The following is an 18,318-nucleotide window of genomic DNA, read 5'->3' on the forward strand; positions in this document are numbered from 1 at the left end:
CGGTCAGTCCTCGTCGCCCTCGAGACGTTTGGTCTGCTCGTCCTGTACCAGTGCGTCGGAGATGTCGTCGAGTTCGCCGGCCAGGACCTTGTCGAGCTTGTAGACGGTGAGCCCGATGTCGTGGTGGGTGACCCGGTTCTCCTTGAAGTTGTAGGTCCGGATCTTCTCGGACCGGCCACCCCCGCCGACCTGGTCCTTGCGGGCCGACGACAGCTCGGCCTGCTGGCGCTCCTGCTCGAGTTGGAACAGCCGGGACTTGAGCACGCGAAGCGCCTTGGCCTTGTTCTGGAGCTGGCTCTTCTCGTCCTGCATCGCGACCACGACGCCGGTCGGCTTGTGGGTGATGCGCACGGCCGAGTCGGTGGTGTTGACCGACTGACCGCCGGGACCCGACGACCGGTACACCTGGATCTCGAGGTCGTTCTTCTCGTCGATGTCGATCTCGACGTCGTCGACCTCGGGGAGCACGGTGACCGTCGCCGACGAGGTGTGGATGCGGCCCTGGGCCTCGGTGACCGGCACCCGCTGCACCCGATGCGGGCCGCCCTCGTGCTTCATGCGGGTCCAGGCGCCGTCGCCCTTCACCACGAACGTGATGTCGTTGTAGCCGCCCATGTCGGAGTGGTCGGTGTTGAGCACCTCGAGCTTCCAGCCCATCCGTGCGGCGAACGCCTCGTACATCTGGAACAGATCGCGGGCGAAGAGGTTGGCCTCCTCGCCTCCCTCGGCACCGCGGATCTCGACGATGACGTTGCGGCCCTCGTTGGGGTCCTTCGGCAGCAGCAGGTACTTCAGCTTCTCCGACAGGCGTTCGACGTCGGCCTCGGTCTCGACGGCCTCGGCGCGGAACAGTTCCTTGTCGTCACCCTCCGACTCCCGAGCGAACTCCCGTGCCGTCTCGAGGTCGCCGGTGCGGGCCCGCAACTCGCGGCCGACCTCGACGATCCCTTCGAGCTCGTGATAGCGACGAGCGGCGTCGGCGTAGCGCTGTTGGTCGGCGATCAGCTCCGGGTCGCCGAGGCGGGCCTGGAGATCGAGGAACTCGTGTTCCAGTGCGTCCAGGCGATCCAACATCGGACCGAGGCTACCGACCCCCCTCGCCCGTTCAGGTCTTCCAGTCGCCTTCGATCGCGGCGATCTCGGCCGGGCGCACCAGATCGCGCACCATCGACTCGACCACGGGCAGGACGTCGCGCGCCGGCATCGCGAGCAGCAAGGTCGCGTCCGGATCGATCGAACGACGGGCATCGGCGGCCAGCACCACGGCTTCGAGGTCGACACCGACGGTGCAGGCCACGACGACCGGTTCGCCGTTCCTGGTACCGACAGCGGCAGCCACGCCGCGAGCACGGAGCCGATCACGAGGGTCGGGTGTGGGTGCGGCGACCAACTGCTCCGCGCCGATGCGACCGGGCTCGACGATCAGCGTGTGTCGCAGCCACCGCTCGGGAACGAGCGTGCCCAGGGGATGGTTCCGGCCACCGGGACGACGGATCTCCCGGAGTTGTTCGACCACACGGGTGACGGCGGCGGCATCGGGCAGGTCGCCGTGCATCATCGCCGTGAGTTCACGGTCGAACCTACCGACACCGACCTCGAGGATCGGCTCGTCGTTGTCGAGGGCCCGGACGATGCGGACCACCTCGAGGCCTCGGTACTCACCCGCGAGGCGATCGCCTTCGACCACGACGTCGAGGCCCTCGTCTTCGAGCACCGCCACCAGGTCGGGGGCATCGGGAGGACCGCGGCCCTCGTCGGGTTCGGTGGGCGCCACCGACTCGAGCTCGCGACCGACGGTCGTCCAGACCGAGATCGGTGACGTGAACTCGGCGGCCTGGCGGGCGATGGTCCCCGGTGTCTCATCGGCGACGACGTGGAGTTCGGACGCGCCGTGGCGTCGTGCCCAGGCGATCGCTGCGCCGAGGCCATGGTCGCCGTCGAGCAGCACGAAGGCACAGTCGTCCACAGCCATCGCCGCGCCCGTGCCGATCGAGGCATGAGGCGCGTCGACGCCCCACCGGTCTCGCACGAGGGCACCCAGCTTCACGGCGTTGCGCGCCGCGAGCCGCTGGGACGCCTCCGCGAGATCAGCGGGCGTCGGTTCTTCGTCGATCATCGCCGTGTCGTCACCGGACGAGCCGGCGAGAACGGTTCAGGCTTCAGACGACTCGGTTGCCTCGTCGGCCGGAGCCTCTGAGGCCTCGTCCTCGACCGGTGCGCCACCGGACTTCTTGCGGCGACCGTAGCGACGCTCGAAGCGGTCGATGCGTCCGCCGGTGTCGACCAGCTTCTGCTTGCCCGTGTAGAAGGGATGGCACTCACTGCAGAGTTCGACTCGCAGATCCGTAGCCGTCGACCGCGTCTCGAAGTCGTTACCGCACGAGCAATGCACGGTGACGAGCTCATAGGCAGGATGGATGTCGGTCTTCATCGGGACTTCTCCTCTTTGGCCACTGCGCCGAGCACATCGTCATTCGACGGCATGTCTCGGAGGCGGTTGATCAGCGTATCGAGTCCGTCCGCGTTGTCCGCACTCGAAGCGTCTGGCTGTGCGGCGAGGACGCGCCGGAGGGCGTCTCGTGCGCTGGCCCCGTCGTCACCGACGAGGAGTTCTTCACGCCGCGTCGACGTCTGACCGACGTCGATCGCCGGGAACGTCCGGCGCTCGGCGGCGGAGCGGTCGAGGCGGATCTGCGTCGTGGCGGCGCCGAGCACGGCCTCGTACACGGCCTCGTCGACGGCGGCACCGGTGTCGACGGCGACGGTCGCGACCAGGGTCACCGAACCGGCGTCCTCGAGGTTGCGTCCGGCACCGAAGGCACGCTTCGCGGCCTGGATGGCGCTGTTGTCGAGCCCCCCGAGCGAGCGGCCGCCGTTCTGGCTTCCGTGCGGCGACGCCTGGTCGGCACGAGCGAGGCGGGTGAGACCGTCGACCAACACGACGACGTCGTCGCCGGCTTCGGCCATGCGGCGGGCACGAGCGAGGGCGAGGTCGACCAGCGCGAGGTGGTCTTCGGGCTCGGCGTCGAAGGCCGAGCCGTAGACCGTGCCGGCAGCGACGAAGCGCTGCATCTCGGTGATCTCCTCGGGACGCTCGTCGAGGAGCACCACGATCAGCGAGGTGTCGGACTCGTTCGCCTCGATCGATCGGGCGAGGGTCTGGAGCATCGTCGTCTTGCCCGACCGGGGCGGGGCGGCGAGCAGGACGCGGCTTCCCTTGCCGATCGGAGCGAGCAACTCGAGGGCCCGGGTCGTGGTCGTCTCGGCGTCGCCGTCGACGGTCAAGGTGAGCGCCTCGGTCGCGAAGACTGCGGCCAACTCTTCGAAGAGCGGCCGTTCGGCCACTGTGCTCTCGTCGACCGCGACGTCGTTGACGCTGTCGATGCGCAGGATCGCCGGGTTCTTCTCGTTGCGGAAGGCCGGGCGTGACCCGCCGGCGACGATGTCGCCCTTGCGGAGGCCGAACTGGCGGACCTGCTTGACGGAGACGTAGCAGTCGTCCTTCGACGGCAGCAGTCCCTCGACGCGAAGGAAGCCGTAGCCGTCGTCGCGGAGATCGAGGCAACCGGAGACCGGGATCGGCTCGCCGGTGAACTCGTCCTGCTGGGGACCACCCTCACGGTTGCGTCCCCGGCGACGGCGACGACGGCCACCCTCACCATCGTCGTTGCCGCCCTGGTCCTGACCGTTCTGGCCGTTGTTCTGGCCGTTGGTCTGGCTGGCGTCCTTGTCGTTGTCCTTCTTGCCGGCGTCGTTCTTGCCGGAATCCTTCTTGCCGGAGTCCGTGTCGGACTGCACAGCCGAGCCACCGTTGCGGGGCTTGTTCTGGTCGTTCTGCTGACCGTTCCGCTGTTCGGGCTTCGGCTGGGGCTTGTTCTCGGCCTTGGGCTCGTCGTCGGGCTTCGACTCCGGCGCCGGCGACGAGTCGCTCCCGGCGTCGGTGACACCGGTCAGCTCGAGGATCTGCTCGATGATGTCGGCCTTGCGGGTGCGGGAGGTCACCTTGCCGCCAAGGGCGCCAGCGATCTTCTGCAGCTCGTCGCGATCCTTGCGTTCGAGCGTCTCGCGCTCAGCTTCCACGCTCATGAGGTCTGTCTTCTCTCGTCGATTCTCGAAGGTGGTGCCTGGGTGGCCGAGCCCGGTCACGGTGACCCGCTCGCTCCCCTGTGTGCCAACACCGCGGCAGCGCACGTGACCGACTCCCGGAGGGTGCCCGGCCGATGCGCCTGTCCGGCCCGCTCGATGCGCACTGCGCAGTCATACGGACCGGATCCCGAGAATAGCGGGTCGGCCGAACGGCACACCAACCCCTGCCCGCGCACCCATGTTCTACTTGTACGGTTCTTGTCATGAACATGAGTGACGACACCTGGGATCCGGCACAGTACGAACGGTTCCGAGCCGAACGGGAACGACCGCTGCACGACCTCGTCACCCTCCTGCATCCGTCCCCCGGCGGCGATGTCGCCGACCTGGGCTGTGGCACCGGTCGCTACACCCCGCTGGTCCATGCCCACGTCGACGCTCGCCGGACGACCGGGTACGACACGTCGGAGCGCATGCTCGACCAGAGCGCCGACTTCGCCAGCGAGGACATCCACTTCGAGCGACGCGACATCGTCGACCTCTCCGGCCAGTGGGACGTCCTCTTCGCCAACGCGTCGCTCCAGTGGCTTCCCGACCACGAGCGACTGGTCCCCGACCTCGTCGAGCACCTCCGTCCCGGCGGGCAACTCGCCTTCCAGGTGCCCGCCAACTTCGGGCATCCGAGCCACACCGTGGCCGACGACGTCGGGCGGGAGTTCGGTCTCGATCCACTCGACCGCGCCATCGGTGCCATCGCCCCTGCCCGCTACGCCGAGATCCTGTGGAGCGCGGGCCTGCGAGATCTCGACGTCAGCCTGCGGATCTACGGCGTCGACATGGCCTGCACCGACGACGTGATCGAGTGGGTCTCGGGATCCCTTCTCACCCGGTTCGAGTCACGCCTCACGCCGCCACGATTCGAGGAGTTCCGCGCCGCCTACCGGACGCGGCTGCTCGACGAACTCGGCGACCCCGAAGGCTCCTCGCCGTACTTCTACGCCTTCCCCCGGATCCTGTGCTGGGGGCGACTCCCGTCGTAGCGGTCAATCGCCGCGGAGTCGCGAGAGGCCCGTCCGGACGAAGTCGGTCGCGAGCGCGTGCTGCGCCTCGCCGTCGCCGCTCCGCCGGATCTCGTCGTAGGACAACGTCGCGCCGAACGGGGCGTTCCAGTAGTCGCCACCGCCAGGGCGGTCGTCGGTCCAGGGTCCGACGTACAGGTACGGCTCGGCGTGGCCGCCGTCGCCGGGCGACCCCCCGACGTTGACCCGTCGTTCAGCCGCCGGCTCACCGAACGCGACGTCGAACGCGAGATCGAAGTGTTCGGGCCACAAGGTCGACGGACTCGGGGCTCGTGCTTCCTCGTCTGCCCGCACGACCTCGAGCACCGAATCGACGAACCCGAAGAAGTCGCCGAGGGCGGTGGCAGCGGCGTCGTCCACGCCGAGATCAGCGTCGATCTCGCCAGCCGGCACGACGTCGCTGAAGCCGTGGTCGAATGCGGGATCCACCGCACGGTCGAGGAACTCCGCTGCGGCGCGGAGCGACGTGATCGGCGCCGACTCGACGGAGCCACCGGACTGGTGCACCAACGTCGCGCCGGCCACACGCACCTGCTCGGCATCGCCGAACACGGGCGTCCCGAAACCGCCGGGCGTCCACTGCAACCCGAAACGACCGGTCGCTTCTCGCCGGGCGAGGTAGACGACGTGCAGTGCCAGTCGATGAAGCGCTTCTCGCGTCTGCGCGAACCCCGGCGGCAGCGGGGCGAGGGTGATCGGATGGTCGGTCACGGTCCTGGTCCTCCTAGACGTGGCGGTTGCTGGCGGCGATCGAGACCAGCGCCGGTCGGCCCTCGACGGCGAACGCCGCCTCGAGCGCGGGGCGCAGCTCTGCCGCTGTCGAGACGCGGAACCCCTCGCCACCACAGAGTCGGGCGTACTCGGCGAAGTCGGGGTTGGTGAGGTCGGTCTTCCAGACCGGCCGGATCACGCCGAGCTGCTCCCGGCTGATCTTGGCGAGCTCGCTGTTGTCGAGGACGATGTGGACCAGGTCCATGTCGTTGTTGACCGCGGTCGTGAACTCGGCCAGGTACTGGCCGAGCCCGCCGTCGCCGGAGATCGACACCACACGACGCTTCGGACCGCCGGCCATGACCTGGCGTTGGATGGCGACCCACGCACCCATGGCCGCGGGGAGCGCGAACCCGATGGAGCCGAGGTACCCGGACATCAGCACGTCCTGGCGACCACGGCACTCGAAGAAGTGCCCGAACGAGTAGGTGTTGTTGCCCACGTCGACGGCGATCACCGCATCGTCGGGGACGACGTCCTGCAGCGCCCCCATCACGAGCGCAGGATGCAGCCGACCCTTGCTGTCGGACAGCGCGGAACGACGGGACTTCTCCTTGCGGTAGCGGGCCCAGCGAGACGCGATCTGGTCGATCCGATCCGGATGTTCCTGCGGCTCGAGCCCGTCGCCCAACAGCTCCAGCGTCCGACCGATCTCGCCCCACAGCGGCACGTCGACGGCGTGGAACTTGCCGAGCATCATGCGGTCGAAGTCGACCTGGACGGTCTTGATCCACGTCGGGATCGACGTGTGGTTCGAGAAGCTCGCCCCCAGCACCAACAACGCGTCCGACTGGTTGAGCGTCATGGCGGCCGGCGGCACGCCCGAACGGCCCAGCGTCCCGCACGCCAGCGGATGGTCGTCGGGCACGGTGCCCTTGGCCTTGAACGTGGTGACCATGGCGGCATCGAGCTTCTCGGCGAGCGCGATCACCTGCTCGCGATACGGCCGAGCGCCGTTGCCGATGACGATCGCCGGCTTCTGCGCCGCCGCCAGGATCTCGATCGCGCGTGCGAGTTCGTCCGCGGGCGGGGCGATCGCCGCGCCGGCCAGGCGACCCTGGACCGGTTTGTCCGGTGCGTCCTCGACGGCTGGGAGGTTCTGGACGTCGTCGGGGAAGATCAGCGTCGAGACGTCGCGCTCGACGATGGCGTGCTTCATGGCGAGGGCCGCGAGTTCGTTCGCGTTCTCCGGCACCAGCACGGTCTTCTCGTACTGGCTCACGGCCTCGAAGGCGGCCGCCGTGTCGATCTCCTGGAACGTGCCGGGACCGACCACCTGAGACTGCACCTGGCCGACGAGCGCCAGGAGCGGCACGCGATCGACCTTGGCGTCCCACATCCCGGTGTAGAGGTTGGTCGCGCCCGGACCGGCAATCGAGAAGCACGCGGCTGGTCGGCCGGTGAGCTTCGCGTAGCCGCTGGCAGCGAAGGCGGCGGCGCCCTCGTGCCGGATGCCGATGTAGGTCAGCCGGCCGGCCTCCTCGGCCTTGCGGAAGGCATCGGCCAGGCCGAGGTTCGAGTGTCCGACCATCCCGAAGACCGCGTCGAGCCCCCAGTCCGTGAACGTGTCGACCATCTGGTCCATGAGCGTGCGGTGCTCGTGCGGCTCCGGGAGCTCGACCTCGAGCGCACCGTCGGTGGCCTCACGCACCGCGTACGGGGTGGCCACGTCGCCGAACCCCTCGGGCGGCTCGCCGGTCGTCGGGTCGTACTCGTACGCATGCCACGGACAGATCAGGTAGTCGTTGCCGTCGTCGCCGGTCTCGATCTGCCCTTCGCCCAGGGGCCCGCCCTGGTGCGGACACCGGTTGTCCAGCGCGCCCCATCCGGCAGCGGTCCGCGTGATGCAGACCGCGCGGCCGGCAGCGACGACCGTCGCGACCGTGCCCTCGTCGATGTCCGGGCGGTCCACTCGGACCCACACCCGCTGCCCGTCGGTCGTCATGTGCCTGCTCCGTGTCGTGGCCTCGGTCTCCGGAAACCCTGCCACCGCCACCGGCATTCCGCCGGTGCGACCGATCAGCGACCGGTGAGTGAGCGCACCACGGCCTCGACCGCATCGAGGTCGCCCGACACCGAACCCGCGCGTTCCGGGAGTTCGAGGAGGTCGGCGAGATGCTTCGGCAGCGGCGGGCGGATGCCGGTGGCCTGCTCGACGGCGTCGGGGAACTTGGCCGGATGCGCCGTGGCCAGGCACACGACGGGGGCGTCCGGCAGGTCGGGGACGCGGTCGACGGCGCCGACACCGACGGCGGTGTGAGGATCGAGGAGGACCCCCGAAGCAGCATGGTGCTCGGCGATGACGGCGAGCGTCTCCTCGTCGTCGACCCGGCCACTCCACCAACCCTCGGGACGCGGCGCATCGACGCGACCCGAGGCCCGGAACTCGCGGAGCAGTTCACCGGTGCCGTCGCCGTCGCGTCCGAGCAACTGGTGCAACAGCCGCTCGAGGTTGGACGACACCTGGATGTCCATGCTCGGACTCAGGGTCGGGACCACGGGCTCCATCGACAGCGTCCCCGTCTCGAGCCACCGGGCGAGGATGTCGTTGGTGTTCGACGCGACGATGAACCCGCCGACGTCGAGGCCCATCTGCTGGGCGACCCAGCCGGCCAGGACGTTGCCGAAGTTGCCGGTCGGCACGCTGAAGACCGGAGCGGTGGTCTCGCCGGCACGCACCAGGGCGTGACGAGCCGTGACGTAGTAGACGACCTGCGCCATCACCCGACCCCAGTTGATCGAGTTCATCGCCGACAGCGACACCTCGTCACGGAAGGCCCGATCGGCGAATGCGGCCTTGACGATGTCCTGGCAGTCGTCGAACGTGCCGTCGAGGGCGACGGCGTGGACGTTGGGCGCGTCGAGCGTGGTCATCTGCCGACGCTGCACGTCGGAGACCCGGCCCTCGGGGAACAACACGACGCAGTCGAGCGCCTCGCGGCCGAGGCAGCCGTGCATGGCCGCCGAGCCGGTGTCGCCGCTGGTCGCGACGAGGATCGTGGCGCGGCGATCGCGTTCGGTCAGGAAGTGGTCGAAGAGCCGGCCGACCAACTGGAGCGCGACGTCCTTGAACGCGATCGTCGGTCCGTGGAAGAGCTCGAGCAGCCAACGGCGGTCGTCGAGACGGACCAGCGGGCACACGTCGACATGGTCGAAGGTGGCGTAGGCCTCGGCGACGATCGCGTCGAAGACCGATCGGTCGATCGTCCCCTCCACGAACGGCCACATGACGGCCGACGCGACCTCGGCGTACGGCGCCGACGGGTCGAGCTCGGGCAGGGCGGGGAACGCGTCGGGGACGTAGAGACCACCGTCGGGCGCCAGGCCCGTCAGCAGCGTGTCGGCGAAGTCGAGGGACGGCGCATCGCCACGCGTCGAGCCGTAGAGGAGCGTCATCTCGGGACCTACGAGCCCAGGACGCGGAGGACGCTGTTGACCTGGCCGACCTCTTCGAGTTCGCGCAAGTCGTCGAGCGTCGCGTGGACGTCGGCCTCACGAGCCGTGTGGGTGATGATCAGCAACCGGGCCTCGCCGCCGAGCCCGATCTGTTCCATCGACCGGATCGACACGCCACGGGAACCGAGCACGCCGGTGACCGCGGCCAGCGCGCCCGGGCGGTCGAGCACGTTCATGTTCAGGTAGAACTCGGAACGGAGCTGCTCCATGGGCATGATCGGTGCCGGCGTCGAGGCGAAGACACTGGCGTGCGTGCCCTTGAACTTGTTGGCTGCGGCATCGATCAGATCGCCCAACACGGCGCTGGCGGTGGGGCCGCCACCGGCACCCCGTCCGTAGAACATGAGGTCGCCCACGGCGTTGCCCTCGACGAAGACGGCGTTGAACGAGTCGCGCACCGAGGCCAGCGGATGGGTGTCGGGGATCATCGTCGGGTGGACCCGGACGGCGACACCGTCAGGGCCGAACGAATCGATCACCGCGAGGAGCTTGATGACGTAACCGAGCTTGGTCGCCACCTCGATGTCGGTCGGGCTGATGTGCGAGATGCCTTCGGTGTAGACGTCGTCGGTCGTCACGTACCCACCGAAGGCGATCGAGGCGACGATCGCCGCCTTGGCCGCAGAGTCGTGACCGTCGACGTCGGCGGTCGGGTCCTCCTCGGCGTACCCGAGCGATTTGGCCTCGGCCAACGAACTCTCGTAGTCGGCGCCGTCCTCGGTCATCCTGGTGAGGATGTAGTTGGTCGTGCCGTTCACGATCCCCATCACCCGGGAGATCTGTTCGCCGGCCAGCGACTCACGGAGCGGTCGGATGAACGGGATGCCGCCGGCGACCGCTGCCTCGAAGAGGAGGTCGACACCGTTGGCATCGGCGAGTGCGAACAGCTCCGGGCCGGACGCCGCAAGCAAGGCCTTGTTCCCCGTGACCACCGGCTTGCCGTTGGCGAGCGCCCGAGCGACGAGATCGTGGGCGGGGTCGAGCCCGCCCATGAGTTCGACCACCACGTCGACGTCGGGATCGTCGACGACATCGCCGGCGTCGGTGGTGAAGTGGTCGGCCGACAACTCGACCGAGCGCGGCTTGTCGAGCGACCGCACGGCCACGGGACCGACCTCGAGACGAATTCCGGTCCGCTCCTCGATGTCGTCGCCACGGCTGTCGATCAGCCCGACGAGCGAGCCGCCCACGACCCCACACCCCAGCAGTCCGACACGGACCCTCGTCACCGTCATGGCGGGCCACGGTAGCGACCGGCGCCGGAGACGACGCGGTCCGTAACCCCATCAGGACCATTGACCCATCTCATGATGTTTCAATATGTTTCAGCATATGCAGACACGGTTCCGTCTCCAAGCACCGCTCGGCATCGGCCCCGACGGGGCGGTCCACCGGGCGGTCGCCGACCGTCTCGGCGCTCGCCCCGTCGCCCTCCGCCGTCTGCCCATTCCGGCCGGCACCGCCCGCAGCGTCCTCCGTCGCGACGCGGAGACGGTGGCGACGCTCGGGCATCCCGCCCTGGCCGTGGTCGACGACATCGTCGACGTCGACGACCGGCACGTCCTCGTCGCCAGCACCCTCGGCACCCGGGGCACGCTCGCCGACCGACTGCTCCTCGGTCCCCTGCCCGTCGACGAGGCCGTGGCGCTCGCCCGGACGGTTGCCGAAGCCGTCGACTCCGCCCACGAAGTCGGCCTCACGCACGGTCGGATCACCGCCTCGAACGTGGCGCTCACCGAGGCCGGCCCGGCCGTGTGCGACCTCGTCCAGTCCGCAGCGCTGGGCAGGCCCGGCGACGTGGCTGCCGACACCCGCGATGCGATCCGCCTCGCCGCTTCGCTCGTCGCCGCAGACGACCGCACGCCCCGCGCTGCCGCCTATCGGGCGTTGTGCCGCGACGCTGCGGCCGCCGGGGTCGGCCTCGATGGCTTCGTCCGCGCACTCCGACGCATCGACGGCACCGCCCGTGACGACCGACCGCCGCCGACGGTGCCGGTCACTCCGCCGATCCCCGTCGGGAACGTTGTCGACGACGGGTCGGTCGGCCTCGTCGTCGCGGTCTCCCTCGCGTTCGGCGTGCTCGTCGGGGCGATCGGGACCGTGCTACCCGCCGTCAGATGACGTCGTTGCGGACCAGGTCGTCGAACGACTCACGCCGGACGACCAACCGAGCATCACCGTCGCGGCAGAACACGACCGCCGGGCGCAGGATCTTGTTGTAGTTCGAGCCCATCGAGTGGCCGTAGGCGCCGGTCACCGGCGTCGCCAACACGTCGCCCACCACCAGATCGTCCGGGACCCAGCCCTCACGGACCAACAGGTCGCCCGACTCGCAGTGCTTGCCGACGACCCGGACGCCCTTCGAGCGCTCGGCGGCGGCGGCCCGCGGCAGGAACGTCTCGTAGCCCGACCCGTAGAGGACGGGACGCGGGTTGTCGGACATCCCGCCGTCGACCGACACGTAGGTGCGGACGCCGGGGATGTCCTTGACCGTCCCGACGGTGTAGAGCGTGACGGCGGCGGCAGCAGCGATCGAGCGACCGGGCTCCGCAGTGATCCGAGCCTTGATCCCGGCGTCTCGGCAACCGGCCTGGATCGCGGTTCCCCAGTCGGTGATCGTCGGCGCGGACTCCCCCGCCACGTAGGGGACGCCGAGGCCGCCGCCGATGCAGAACTCCGGCAGATCGTGGGTCTCGACGAACGGTGCCATCGCCTCGACGGCGTCGTGGAAGCTGTCGGCGACGAACACCTGCGAGCCGATGTGCATGTGGATGCCGACGAGGTCGACTGCGGGCGACGACGCCGCCAGTTCGATGGCACGTCCCGCCGCCCCCGACTGCAGACCGAACCCGAACTTCGAGTCCTCCTGTCCGGTCATCACGAACTCGTGGGTGTGGGCCTCGATGCCGGGGGTGATCCGCAGCAGGATCTTCGGTGCGAGTCCGTCGTCCTGGTGGAGAGTCGTGAGGCGCTCGAGCTCGTCGAAGGAGTCGACCACGATCCGGCCGACACCGGCGGTCCGGGCCATCGCCAACTCGGCCAGCGACTTGTTGTTGCCGTGCATCACCAGCCGGTCGGCGGGCACGCCGGCGGTCAGGGCGACGTGCAACTCGCCACCGGTGGCCACGTCGAGGTGCATGCCCTCCTCGTGAGCCAACCGAGCCATCGCCACGCACAAGAACGCCTTGGTGGCGTAGGCCACACCGCCAGGGAACGCGGCGACCGACTCACGACAGCGCGCCCGCAGGTGCTCCTCGTCGTAGACGAAGAGGGGCGTCCCGAACTCATGGGCCACGTCGAGGAGGTCGCAGCCGCCGATCGACAGGCGCCCGTCGTCGCCGACGGTGGCGTTCTCGGACAGCAGCGATTGCTCGAGCGGTGCCGCCATCACATGTGCTCCGGAGCCGACACGCCGAGCAGGTCGAGGCCGATCGACAGCCCGACCCGGGCCGACTCGACCAGCCACAACCGCGCCTGGGTCACGTCGGCCGGCACGTCACCGATCACGTAGCAGTCGTGGTAGAAGCCGTGGAACCGATCGGCGAGCTCGCGGACCCAGTTGGTGATCGTGTGCGGTGTCCGTTCCCGGGCCGCGACACCGAGGACGTCGGGCAACTCGGACAGCGTCCGGAGCACCTCGATCTCGCGCTCGTGCGTCAACACCGACAGGTCGACGTCGGCCAGCGGCGCCCGGGTCACGCCGGCATCGGCGACCTTGCCCATGATCGAGTGGATCCGGGCGTTCGCGTACTGGACGTAGAACACCGGGTTGTCGTTCGACTTGCTCGTGATCAGCCCGAGATCGATGGTCTGCTGGGAGTCGATCGACTGCAGCAGGTAGGTGAGGCGCGCCACGTCGGGGCCGACCTCGTCGATGAGGTCGCGCAGTTCGACGATGTCGCCGGCCCGCTTCGACAGCCGGACCTCCTTGCCGTCGCGCTCGAGCCGCACGATCTGCACGATCGGCACCTCGAACTCGGCCGGGTCGTGACCCAGCGCCTCGATCGCGGCCCGCATCCGCGGGACGTAGCCGTGGTGGTCGGCGCCCCACACGTCGATCAACAGGTCGAAGCCCCGGGCGAACTTGTCGCGGTGGTAGGCGATGTCGGGCAACAGGTACGTGGGCTCGCCGTCGCTCTTGATGAGCGGCCGGTCCTTGTCGTCGCCGAAGTCGGTCGACCGCAGCCACGTGGCTCCGTCGGCGTCGAACGCATGGCCCCGCTCGCGCAGGTCGGCCAGCGCCGTGTCCATGGCGCCGGAGTCGACGAGGGCCTGCTCGGACGACCACACGTCGAAGTGCACGTGGAACGCCTCGAGCACCTCGCGCTGGTCGGCCAGCGCCCGCTCGTAGCCCCACGCTCGGATGGCTTCGATCCCGGCATCGACGACGTCGTCGGGCATCTCGGCCGCCCAGTCGGCGACGTACTCGCCGCCGTAGCCGCCCTCGGGCACGTCCTCGCCCCGCTTGCGGGCCAACAGCGACTCGGCGTAGCGCAGCATCTGGACGCCGCGGTCGTTCAGGTAGAACTCCCGCGTCACGTCGAAGCCGGACCGCTCGAGGATCCGGGCGAGCGCATCGCCGAATGCCGCGCCGCGGCCGTGGCCTGCGTGGATCGGTCCGTTCGGGTTCGACGACACGAACTCGACGTTGACCTTCGCCCCGGCCCCGATGTCGAGGCGGGCGTAGCCGTCCTGGCCGGCTTCGACGACCTCGACGAGGACGTCGTGGAGCCACGTCGGCGCGAGCCGGAAGTTCACGAACCCGGGTCCGGCGATCTCGACCGCGTCGACGTGGTCGAGGCCCATGGCCTCGAGCGCCGTCACCAGATCGTCGGCGATCTCTCGCGGGTTGCGGCCAGCCGCCTTGGCCGACGCCAGGGCGAGGTTGCACGACCAGTCACCATGCTCGCGGCGCGCCGGACGCTCCATCGTCCATCGGACGGCAGAGGGGTCGAGGTCGATGCCGGCGGCAGCCGTCTCGACCGCGGCAGCGAGGGTCTCGCGGATCACGGGGTCTCCATGGGTGGGTTGGTTCAGCGGGAAAGGAGCGAGTTGACGCGATCGATCAGATCGAGCGGCTCGAAGGGCTTCGTGATGTAGTCGTCGGCGCCGGCGTCGATGCCCTGACGGACATCGGACCCCTGGGCCTTGGCCGACAGCAGGATCACGGGGATCGATGCCGTCGTGTCGTCGGCCTTGAGCTCACGCACCATCTCGAGCCCGGACATGTTGGGCATCATCACGTCGGACACGATCACGTCCGGGGCGTTCGCACGGGCCGATTCGAGGCCGATCGCCCCGTCTTCGGCGCGCAGGACCGCGAAGCCCTCCATCTCGAAGTTCACCTCGAGGAGCTGGAGGATCGTCGGGTCGTCCTCCACCACCAGCACCGTCGGCGTCATCATGGCGGGTCAGCCTACGGCGGGCGGTGTTCGAGACCGGAACGGGATGCCACTACCGGTGGCGCCGGGAGGCCGCGCTACGATCTCGAACTCCCAGCCCCCGTAGCTCAGCGGATAGAGCATCGGCCTCCGGAGCCGTGTGCGCGTGTTCGAGTCACGCCGGGGGCACGCGTCGGCTTCGCCGACATGACGAATGCTTCGCATTCGTCCGCGCGCTCTGCGGGTGGAGCTACCTGCGGATGGTGGTGCCGGGCCAGTCGCCGGCATCACGCCATCGCTCGAGGTGGGCCATGAACTCCATCAGGTTGCCGGGGTGCACGACGTTGCGGGCGGCGCGCAGGTCGCGTTCACCCTCGTTGTTGCCGTAGCTCGGCGTGCACGCCGCGGCGTACGTGCCGAGGCGCCGGCCAGCGGCCCAGAGCGTCTGGAGCCACTCGTCCTCGGCCTCGACCGTCGGCTCGATGGCCGTGATCCCCGACTCGAGTGCCTCGGCGACGATCCACGACAGGTGGTCGGTCAACTCGGACAGGTAGTGCGTGAAGTTCAGGCCGAAGCCGGCCTGGACGAAGTGGCAGACCAACAGGTTCGGGAACTCCGCGGTGTGGATGCCGTGGAGCGAGTGCACGCCCTGGTCCCACCGCTCGCTCAGCCGGAGGCCGCCCTTGCCGACGGGGTCGAAGCCCATCCGACTCACCAGCCCGGTGGTCACCTCGAAGCCGGAGGCGTAGATCAACAGGTCGACGGGATACGAGCGACCGTCGACGATCGGCCCGTCGGCATCGACCAGGTCGACGCCACGGCCGTCGGTGTCGACGAGGTGCACGTTCGGCTGGTTGAACGCCTGCAGGTACTCGTCGTGGAAGCAGATGCGCTTGCAGTGCTTGCCGTACCAGGGCTTCAGACGCTCGGCGAGCTCGGGGTCGTCGATGACCTCGTCGATGCGAGCGCGCAGCGACTCCATCGTCTCGAAGTCGGAACGCTCGAGCGCCGCCGCCTCGTCGTCGGTCTCCGGGGCCGTCTGGGTGTCCTCCCACAGCACGTCGGACCACCCGTCGCCGACGAGGTCGACGTCGGGCTTGCCCCCGGTCACCACATCGGTGAAGTTGCGCATGCGCTCGCGCTGCCAACCGGGCTCGAGCGAGTCGAACCACTCCCTGTCGGTGGGCGCGTTGGCCCGAACGCCGACGGCGGACGGCGTCCGCTGGAAGACGTAGACCTCCTCGGCCGTACGCGCCAGTTGCGGAACCAGCTGGATCGACGTCGCGCCGGTCCCGATGACGCCCACCCGCTTGCCGGCCAGACGGTCCATCGGCTCGGTCGGACTGCCGCCGGTGTACCCGTAGTCCCAGCGCGCCGTGTGGAATGCCCGTCCGGCGAAGGTGTCGATGCCCTCGATCGCGGGGAGCTTCGCCTTGTGCAGGACGCCACCGGCGGTGATCAGGAAGCGTGCGTCCAGCTGGTCGCCACGCGTCGTCGTGATCCGCCAGCGGCAGCGCTCGTCATCCCACGTCGCTTCCTCGACCTCGGTCTGGAACAGGGCGTGTTCGTAGAGGTCGAAGTGCTTCCCGATCCGCTGCGAGTGCTCGAAGATCTCGGTCGCCGGGGCGTACCGCATCGTGGGCACGTACCCGGTCTCCTCGAGGGACGGCAGGTAGATGTACGACTCGACGTCGCACATGCAGCCCGGGTACCGGTTCCAGTACCAGGTCCCGCCGAAGTCCCCGGCCTTCTCGACGATGCGGAAGTCGCTGACGCCGCGCCGCAGCAGGTTGACGGCGTTGAGCATCCCCCCGAAACCACCGCCGACGATGACGACGTCGGTCTCCTCGACGACGGCGTCACGCTCGAACCCGGGCTCGACCCATGGGTCCTGATCGAAGCTGCCGTGGTCCCGGAGCGACTGGTACTGCGCGAGCCCGTCGCTGCGAAGCCGCTTCTCCCGCTCCCGGGCGTATCGCTCGCGGGCGAGCGTCAGGTCGGTCTCCACGCCGTCAGGTACAGGCTGCCGCAGCGTCGCGGTCCGGCAGGTAGCCGATGGGCGCCGTGGTCGACGTCGTCGACTCGGGCGTGGTCACCACGGTCGACGAGGTGCTGGCGTCGGACGGTGCGGTGGTCGACGTGGTGGTGGTCGTGGTCGACGGGAGCTCTGGCAAGGTCGGCGACGGCTGGTCGTGGACGGTGGTGAAGTCCTGCCCCACCACCAACACGACCTCGCCCGGTTCGAGGTCTTCGTCGACAGCGAGATGGACCGGCGACGTCAGGTGTCGCACGAGGCGTGACGCCGCGTTCTCGCTGCCGCTGGCGTAGTACACGGCCGACTCGGCGAAGACCTCGGTCGTGTCGCCCGGTTCGGTCGTCGCGAACCCGAGCGCATCGAGCGCGGCGGTCACGTCGCCGGCGAGGCCGTCGACGCCCGTCCCGTTGAGGACAGTGGTGTCGATGAGCCCCGGCGTCAGCTCCGAGGGGTCGAGGCCCCGGAAGATGTTGAGGATGGGCTCGGCGCCCTTGGTGTCGAGGTCGAGGACTGCGGCGCCGGCACTGGTCCGGAACGGCGTCGCCGGAAGGCTGTACGTCTGGAGCGTGTCGGCGTCGAAGGACGCGAACCGTCGACCGAGGCTCAAGATGTCGGTGACGCCGAGCGACGGATCGAGTCCGACGAAGTCGACGCCGATGTTGACGAGGTCGTTCAGCGTCGCCGGGTTCGACAGGCCCTTCGAGACGGCGGTCGAGATCGCTCGTCGGATGAACTCCTGCTGGCGGGAGATCCGGCCGAGGTCGCCGGTCGGATCGGTCTTCCACCGGCCGGTCTCGTAGTCGTAGTGCTCGAGGTACCGCGACCGGGCGAACGACAACGACTGTCGTGAATCCAGGGTGATGCAGCCCGAGTCCTGCACGACGAGACCCGAGTGGGTGTCTCGGACGGGGGCATCGAAGTAGAACGGCACGCCGCCGATCGACTCGACGAGACCCATGAAGCCGACGAAGTCGATCTCGACGTAGTGGTGGATCGGGATGCCGAAGTTCTCGCGGATGGTGTCGATGAGCACTTCGCGGCCGGCGGTGAACGCCGTGTTGATGCGGTTCGACTTGCCGGTCCCGGCGATGGGCACCCAGAGATCTCGGGGGAACGAGAGCAACGAGGCAGCGCCGTCGTCGGGATCGACCCGCAGGATCATGATCGTGTCGGTCCGCTGTGGTCCGCCGACGGTGATCGACTCGTCGTTGAAGAACGCTCCGTTGGCCGGATCGTCGGCGTCGAGGCCGGCGCGACTGTCGGACCCGACGAGCAGATAGTTGCGGGGTTCACCCGATGCCGGAGCGACGTCGATGGCGACGTCGTAACGGGTGATCTGTCCGAATCGGTAGTTGAGATAGCCGGCCACGCCCGCGCCGGTCAGGAGCAGCAGACACAGCGCACTCCCGAGCACGAGGAGGAGGATCTCCCTGGCGGAGCGACGCTGCGCCCTCGCGAGGTGCTTGGGGGGCGACACGGCGGATCACGCTACTGGCACCCTCGGGGCCAC

The 18,318-nt window shown here is 69.1% G+C and carries 15 protein-coding genes and 1 tRNA gene; 3 read left to right on the forward strand and 13 right to left on the reverse strand.

Annotated features, from left to right (window positions below; translation table 11 throughout):
* Window positions 1–3: 3 nt before the first annotated feature.
* The 4 genes from prfA to rho are packed head-to-tail and all read right to left on the reverse strand — an operon-like array spanning window position 4 to window position 4,086.
* The gene (prfA, locus tag AB8619_RS13880) at window positions 4–1,074 is read right to left on the reverse strand and encodes a peptide chain release factor 1 (RefSeq protein ID WP_436793225.1); all 1,071 of its coding nucleotides are present in this window, start codon (window positions 1,072–1,074) and stop codon (window positions 4–6) included.
* A 31-nt stretch (window positions 1,075–1,105) separates the two neighbouring features.
* Window positions 1,106–2,116 (reverse strand): hypothetical protein, encoded by a 1,011-nt coding sequence (locus AB8619_RS13885; RefSeq protein ID WP_436793226.1) that lies wholly within the window; start codon window positions 2,114–2,116, stop codon window positions 1,106–1,108.
* Between the two features lie 36 nt (window positions 2,117–2,152).
* Window positions 2,153–2,431 carry a 50S ribosomal protein L31 gene (gene rpmE, locus AB8619_RS13890; protein ID WP_436793227.1) on the reverse strand — a complete coding sequence of 93 codons (279 nt, stop codon included), beginning with the start codon at window positions 2,429–2,431 and terminating at the stop codon, window positions 2,153–2,155.
* Window positions 2,428–4,086 carry a transcription termination factor Rho gene (rho, locus tag AB8619_RS13895; protein ID WP_436793228.1) on the reverse strand — a complete coding sequence of 553 codons (1,659 nt, stop codon included), beginning with the start codon at window positions 4,084–4,086 and terminating at the stop codon, window positions 2,428–2,430. The genes rpmE and rho overlap by 4 nt, the downstream gene beginning before the upstream one ends.
* A 263-nt stretch (window positions 4,087–4,349) precedes the next feature.
* Between rho and AB8619_RS13900 the strand changes: the two genes are divergently transcribed.
* Complete coding sequence (locus tag AB8619_RS13900; RefSeq protein WP_436793229.1) at window positions 4,350–5,126, forward strand: methyltransferase domain-containing protein; 777 nt, start codon at window positions 4,350–4,352, stop codon at window positions 5,124–5,126.
* Between the two features lie 3 nt (window positions 5,127–5,129).
* Here AB8619_RS13900 and AB8619_RS13905 read toward each other — a convergent pair whose 3' ends face one another.
* The 4 genes from AB8619_RS13905 to AB8619_RS13920 all read right to left on the reverse strand — a co-directional run bounded on the left by AB8619_RS13905 (window position 5,130) and on the right by AB8619_RS13920 (window position 10,627).
* Window positions 5,130–5,876 (reverse strand): hypothetical protein, encoded by a 747-nt coding sequence (locus AB8619_RS13905; RefSeq protein ID WP_436793230.1) that lies wholly within the window; start codon window positions 5,874–5,876, stop codon window positions 5,130–5,132.
* A gap of 13 nt (window positions 5,877–5,889) precedes the next feature.
* On the reverse strand, window positions 5,890–7,881 hold the full coding sequence (locus tag AB8619_RS13910) for a thiamine pyrophosphate-binding protein (protein ID WP_436793231.1): 1,992 nt from the start codon (window positions 7,879–7,881) through the stop codon (window positions 5,890–5,892).
* A gap of 74 nt (window positions 7,882–7,955) precedes the next feature.
* Window positions 7,956–9,332, reverse strand: coding sequence for a threonine synthase (gene thrC, locus AB8619_RS13915; RefSeq protein WP_436793232.1), 1,377 nt, complete (start codon window positions 9,330–9,332; stop codon window positions 7,956–7,958).
* Window positions 9,333–9,340: 8 nt separating this feature from the next.
* A complete protein-coding gene (locus AB8619_RS13920; RefSeq protein WP_436793233.1) occupies window positions 9,341–10,627 on the reverse strand; it encodes a homoserine dehydrogenase in 1,287 nt (428 codons plus the stop codon).
* Between the two features lie 97 nt (window positions 10,628–10,724).
* Between AB8619_RS13920 and AB8619_RS13925 the strand changes: the two genes are divergently transcribed.
* The gene (locus AB8619_RS13925; RefSeq protein ID WP_436793234.1) at window positions 10,725–11,513 is read left to right on the forward strand and encodes a hypothetical protein; all 789 of its coding nucleotides are present in this window, start codon (window positions 10,725–10,727) and stop codon (window positions 11,511–11,513) included.
* On the opposite strand, the gene lysA is transcribed toward AB8619_RS13925, so the two are convergent.
* From lysA to AB8619_RS13940, 3 genes are read right to left on the reverse strand one after another with little or no spacing between them, the layout of a single operon-like run.
* On the reverse strand, window positions 11,506–12,780 hold the full coding sequence (lysA, locus tag AB8619_RS13930; protein ID WP_436793235.1) for a diaminopimelate decarboxylase: 1,275 nt from the start codon (window positions 12,778–12,780) through the stop codon (window positions 11,506–11,508). The genes AB8619_RS13925 and lysA overlap by 8 nt on opposite strands.
* Window positions 12,780–14,402, reverse strand: a complete 1,623-nt coding sequence (argS, locus tag AB8619_RS13935) for an arginine--tRNA ligase (RefSeq protein WP_436793236.1) — start codon at window positions 14,400–14,402, stop codon at window positions 12,780–12,782. Before argS ends, lysA begins: the two co-directional genes overlap by 1 nt.
* Window positions 14,403–14,425: 23 nt before the next feature.
* Window positions 14,426–14,797: a response regulator transcription factor gene (locus AB8619_RS13940; RefSeq protein WP_436793237.1), complete on the reverse strand. Its 372-nt coding sequence runs from the start codon at window positions 14,795–14,797 to the stop codon at window positions 14,426–14,428.
* Window positions 14,798–14,890: 93 nt separating this feature from the next.
* On the opposite strand from AB8619_RS13940, the gene AB8619_RS13945 reads away from it, so the two are divergent.
* Window positions 14,891–14,962: transfer RNA gene (locus AB8619_RS13945), tRNA-Arg, on the forward strand.
* 61 nt (window positions 14,963–15,023) lie between these two features.
* Here AB8619_RS13945 and AB8619_RS13950 read toward each other — a convergent pair.
* Together AB8619_RS13950 and AB8619_RS13955 are read right to left on the reverse strand one after the other, a co-directional pair.
* Window positions 15,024–16,781 (reverse strand): flavin-containing monooxygenase, encoded by a 1,758-nt coding sequence (locus AB8619_RS13950; protein WP_436793238.1) that lies wholly within the window; start codon window positions 16,779–16,781, stop codon window positions 15,024–15,026.
* Between the two features lie 4 nt (window positions 16,782–16,785).
* On the reverse strand, window positions 16,786–18,285 hold the full coding sequence (locus tag AB8619_RS13955; RefSeq protein WP_436793239.1) for an LCP family protein: 1,500 nt from the start codon (window positions 18,283–18,285) through the stop codon (window positions 16,786–16,788).
* Window positions 18,286–18,318 lie beyond the last annotated feature (33 nt).

The organism is Actinospongiicola halichondriae (assembly GCF_049103745.1).
Taxonomy (GTDB): domain Bacteria; phylum Actinomycetota; class Acidimicrobiia; order Acidimicrobiales; family Salinilacustritrichaceae; genus Salinilacustrithrix; species Salinilacustrithrix halichondriae.